Below are 4,874 nucleotides of genomic sequence, written 5' to 3'. Positions count from 1 at the left end.
GAACTGACGTGGTCGCGAACGACGAAGTAGGCGAAGCGCGCTAGGGCGAAACGCTCGATGGCGAACGATGGCTGGGCCCGTCCCCGAATCGCCCGGCCTAGGGCGACGACCCGCCCCCCGGATGCGCGAACCGCGAGAATGTTGCCGAGATTGACAAGGCTCTTCGCGACCGATGCGCGGCCCGACCTTATCTGAAAAGGGCCCGGTGCGAACAGCAGATGCGCCCGGCGTCGAAGACAGGCGCCGACAAGGCTGACGGCGAACAAGCTCCGACTCGACACGAGCCGGGCCGATTTCGGAAGGGTGAAGGCCCGCACATAGTCGGGCGGCATCGATCCGGTGAAGATGACCAGGGGAACGCCGGCATCCGCGAGCCAGTCGATGGAGGTCTGACGTATCGCGATGTCACCGAGGTTGTCCCATTGGGCTGCGATGCTGCAGTAAACCGAACGGCGGGATGATGAGGTGGGCATCACGCGATCTCTCCTGTCGGTCGGGTCTGTGAGCGTGCGAACCGCGCTATGAGGATGGCGGCCTGGGCGGCGAAGGAGATCGACAGGGCGAGTCCCGCACCCAGCGAGCCCCAGACGGGTGCGAAGAGCGCCACCAGAACGAGGCAGGTCACCGTCGAGATGCTGGCCGAAGTCGCGACGAATTTCTTCAGACCCAGACCCTGCAGCAGTGAGGAGAACAACGACGTCGCTGCGGCGAAGGGGAGGCCCGCCAGAACGACCTGAATCGTGGGTACGGCGCCGCTGTAGGCCTCACCCAGAGCGAGTGGCACGATCCACGGCATGAGCACGAAGACGATGCCGTACAGCACGGTCATCAACGCGATGACGGCGACGACCACCTTGAGCAGCGGGGTGAGCGAGTGGGATCGGGCGCTGGCCCTCGACGCGGCAGGCAGCAGCACGCTCGCCAGTGAGGTGGGCAGGATGCGCAGCGGGCTCGTCAGTCGGCTCGCCGTCGCGTAGAAGCCGGCCTGCACGGAGCCGGCGAAGATGCCCGCGATGGTGACGTCGAGGTTTCGAGCCTGGGTTGCCACGGAGTTGATCCAGTACGGGGTGCTCTCCTGGATCAGCTCGCGAAACGAGATGGAGGCGATAACCGTGATCCTGCTGCGCACATACAGGTTGGCGAATCCCGACGAGAGAAGGGCGGCGACGGCGACGGCGAGACAATACGCGAGGAGCGCCTCCACGCCGGCGAAGGCGAGCGCCAGAAAGAGAACGATGCCGACGATCCGACGAGCGATGAGGTTCACGACGTTGATCCACACGTCGCCGTCGGCGAACACGACCGCGAGCCGGGCGTCGGCGTTTCTCTCACCGCTGACCCAGAAAGCCAGCGGAAGCATCAGCTGGTAGACGGGGTCGAGGAAGACGCCCGCTGCAGTCAACGCGCAGAGCACGAGAGCGGTCAGCAGCAGCGAGGTGAGCATGTTGAAGCGCAGGGCCGTGGCGATTCCACCGCTGTCGGGGGAGGCGGCGCGTTCTCGCGTGATGTAGGTGCCCACGCCCATGTCGATCGCCGTCTGCGCCACTGTCGCCAGTCCGAGTACGGCCGAGAGGGTTCCGAATTCCGACGGATCCACGAATCGGGCTATCAGGATCAGCGACAGCGCTTGCAGGAGCGCCGCGACGATTCTGCCCGACGTGACCCACGCGAACTGTCCGAAGAAGCGTCGATTCGTGCCGTCGGTCACGAGCGCGAGGATTCGGTGACGACAGCCTGTCGAGCGGCGTCTATCCGGACACGGGCGGACGCCACCGCAGCGCGAACATCGGCTGCTCTCTCGACCACGCTCGTGAGCAGCTCATGCATCCCCTGGGCCGACGCGATCAGGGTCGCGTCGTGCGAGATGCCGGGCAGGCCGACGACGTCGAAGTGTTTCGCCGCCTTACCGTTGGGCGATGGTACGACCTCGGTCGGTGAGGCGCCATGGAGCGCGGCAAGCACCAGCACATGCAGTCGATCGCTGATGACGAGCACCGACCGGGAATAGAGGTTTCTGACGAGGGCCTCCTGTTCGTTCGACGAGTTGAACCCCCACAGCACAGGGTTCGCGTCGAGCGCGCGCGCCAGTTCTGCTGTGCGCGGGTCGTCTTCGGCGACCTGGGAGACGGTCACCAGGGAGAGTGCGTGGTCGTCGGCGAAATTCTTGATCCATTCGAGATGGCGATCGTCGAGGGGCGGGCGGTCGCTTCTCGTCGACACGACCACGAGGTCGCGCGGGAACGACGTCGTCGCGACCGAATCGGGATCGTCGAAGGCGATGTCGGGAACGACGTCGCCTTTCTGTCGAAAATATGTCCACGACGGCTCTTCGCGCCAGAGCACGGCACTCCGGCGGCCGAACGCAGAGCGATACAACAGCGTTCCGACAGACGAGCGCCGCGCCAGAGACCGCGGCACCTGTGCGACCCTCCCGCCACGGAGACGAACGAGGAGTGCCACGGTCAGCATGAATGCGTGGAACGGGAGAAACCGGCGATCGGTGTTGAACTCGCCGGGTTCGATGAAGAGTACCGGTCGGCTCGACCGCGAGACGGCCGCGCGTACCCACGCCGACTTGGAGCGCAGGATTGTGTCGTCAGCGGCCAGCTCAAGAGCCTCCGACCACGCTTCGGATGGATTTCCTCCCAGCAGCACGGTGACGGGGCCGATTTCTCTCGCCCACGACAGGGCACGACGCCGGATCAGGGCGTCACCCACGTTCTTGTATGGACCCGACAGGTAGATGAAGGAGCGCGGGCCCATCGCGGGTCGCCTAGACATTCGTGCTTCCCGTCACTGGGGTGGGTCCCGAACCTCTGGGTTTTCGATGCTCTTCGTCGTAGAGCTGGTTCAGCTGATCCAGCAGATCTCGGGCCCGGGCGTCCCAAGACAGCTCGCGCGCGACCCAATCCCGCCCCGCCCGGCCCGTCTGGAGTCGACGATTCCACAGATCGCCGAGCGACCGGGCGATGTCGGACCGTGACTCTCCGTCGATGATCGTGGCCGCAGAATCCGCACCGAGCTGGGCGGAGATATGAGCTGCGGATGCGAGCACGACAGGGCAGCCGACAGACAGTGCCTCGACGATGGTGCGACCGAATGCCTCCCACCGTGGAACATGGATGAATCCGCAGCTCTCGAGCAGGAACTCCCTCACCTGAGACGGATTCAGCTCCCCACCGACATCGACCCAATCGTTGAGCTTCTTCTCGTCGACGAGCTGCCGCACGCGAGCCTTGTCGCCGAGGTGATCCGGTCCGTGCATGCGGATCCGCGGGCGTTCGTCGGGAGACATACCCTCGACCGCGTCGAGGAGCGTGTCGATGCCTTTGTGATGGATGTCGTAACGGCCCACCCAGGCGATGAAGCGATCCGGTCGACCACCGTCCCACGTCGCATCCGGCAAGTCGAGACCCGTCACGGATACGACGGTCTTCGCACTCGGGCTGACGGCAGCGGCTTCGGCGATCTCGCTGTCGAAGAAGAGATGAACGGCCAGGGCGTGGTCGAGTACCTTGTCCTCGATGAACGCACGCACCCGCAGCAGTCTCAGGTGCTCGGTGATGCCGGGGGAGTAGACGCCGTGGGGAAAGACGACGTAGTCGATCGAGCGAAGGCGGCAGACTGCGGCTGCCACCACGTTGCTGACCGTCCAGCCCTCATGAAGGTAGACCAGATCGCCTCGGCGGATTCGCCCGCCGAGACCCCGGGGCACCATGGTCATCCTGCGCCGGCCCCAGTGCGTGAGCGTCGCGAAGCCGAGCCGCGGGGCGTCGACCAGAACCCGGTCGAATCCGCCTTCGGCCGAGAGGACGAGCACGTCGATATCCTGCTTCGAGATCGCGGCCATCCACTGCTGTCGGCTCGTGTTGACGCCGCCCGTCGAGAACGAGCGCGGGCGCGCGTAGTAGCTCACGAGCCTGTTCCAGCGGAAGTCGCTCATCGCGCGCTCAGTCCCGTCATGATGCCCCGAACGAACACGTCGGCGCTTTTCTCAAGCGAGAACTGTGCACCGTCCGCACGCGCACGCTCCCTGGTCTGCTGTCGGAGCTCAGGCGACGCGAAGTACGCGCTGACCGATGAGGCATAGCTCTGCGGGTCGTCGTCGCTCCAGATCGAATTGCTGCGATTGAGATACTCGGACTCCGGTGCGTGAAATGGATACGAGGTCGTGGCGAGCGGAACGCCGAGGGCGAGCGAGTCCACGGCGACCAGTCCTACGCGGCCGGGCATGACGATCAGGTCGACCAGGTTGGAGAGAGACGCCAGTTCCTCCGTGTTCTTGCGCCCGATCGTGCGGGCGTAATCGCGCTGAGATACCTGTTCGCCGACGTAGGCGTCCAACGGTCCGGCGCCGGCGAGAAGCAGCCTGAACCTGGCGTTCTGCCGGGCCACACGATCGGCGGCCTCGAAGAGGAAGGGCAGTCGCTTCGGCTCGTCGAATGCCCCGACGAACAACGCCACGTCCTTGCCGTCGAGATCGTAGTCCGCGCGAGTCTGCGCCAGTTCGGCCTCCGTCGCCGATGCCTGCGCTCGGCGCAGGGTGGCGACGTCGGTGCTGTTCACTACGGTGGACACCTTCTCGGGCGCCAGCCCTGAATCGACAAGATGACGTCTGCCCTGGTCGGTGTAGGCGAAGACGTGCGAGGCCTTGCCCGACAGCCATCGTTCGAGCCGGCCATCCAGCGCATTGTTCTTGGCCGTGAAATTTCGCCCGTGACCCCAGAGCATGAGATCGACCCGGGGGTCGGATGCCATCAGATAGGTTTCGACATTCGTGCTGGCCAGACCCGCCACGACCCCGCGAACTGCCCGCGCGTCGGAGAGAATTGCCCGGTAGGTCACGTTTCGGCCTGCGACGCTCACTCGATGCT

At 65.2% G+C, this 4,874-nt stretch carries 5 protein-coding genes; all 5 read right to left on the bottom strand.

Annotation, left to right across the window (positions count from 1 at the left end; translation table 11 throughout):
• Positions 1–473, bottom strand: a 473-nt coding sequence (locus ACE5CZ_RS01415; protein ID WP_374945574.1) for a hypothetical protein, incomplete at its 3' end; no start/stop codon positions are given.
• Positions 473–1,708, bottom strand: coding sequence for an oligosaccharide flippase family protein (locus tag ACE5CZ_RS01410; protein WP_374945573.1), 1,236 nt, complete (start codon positions 1,706–1,708; stop codon positions 473–475). The genes ACE5CZ_RS01415 and ACE5CZ_RS01410, both read right to left, overlap by 1 nt.
• Entirely contained in the window at positions 1,705–2,763 is a 1,059-nt protein-coding gene (locus ACE5CZ_RS01405) for a polysaccharide pyruvyl transferase family protein (protein ID WP_374945572.1), read from the bottom strand. The genes ACE5CZ_RS01410 and ACE5CZ_RS01405 overlap by 4 nt, the downstream gene beginning before the upstream one ends.
• Before the next feature lie 10 nt (positions 2,764–2,773).
• Positions 2,774–3,943, bottom strand: a complete 1,170-nt coding sequence (locus tag ACE5CZ_RS01400; RefSeq protein ID WP_374945571.1) for a glycosyltransferase family 4 protein — start codon at positions 3,941–3,943, stop codon at positions 2,774–2,776.
• Positions 3,940–4,874 (bottom strand): glycosyltransferase (locus ACE5CZ_RS01395; RefSeq protein ID WP_374945570.1); only part of this gene is annotated, 935 nt, incomplete at its 5' end. The genes ACE5CZ_RS01400 and ACE5CZ_RS01395, both read right to left, overlap by 4 nt.

It is taken from the genome of Agreia sp. (genome assembly GCF_964263775.1).
Lineage (GTDB): Bacteria > Actinomycetota > Actinomycetes > Actinomycetales > Microbacteriaceae > Agreia.
Note: the sequence above shows the minus strand (reverse complement) of the source record. Positions and strands in the feature narration are given on the sequence as shown.

Bases quoted from the DNA above. Each gene is read 5' to 3' on its own strand.
- ACE5CZ_RS01400 (WP_374945571.1), bottom strand. From the start codon at position 3,943: ATGAGCGACTTCCGCTGGAACAGGCTCGTGAGCTACTACGCGCGCCCG.
- ACE5CZ_RS01405 (WP_374945572.1), bottom strand. From the start codon at position 2,763: ATGGGCCCGCGCTCCTTCATCTACCTGTCGGGTCCATACAAGAACGTG.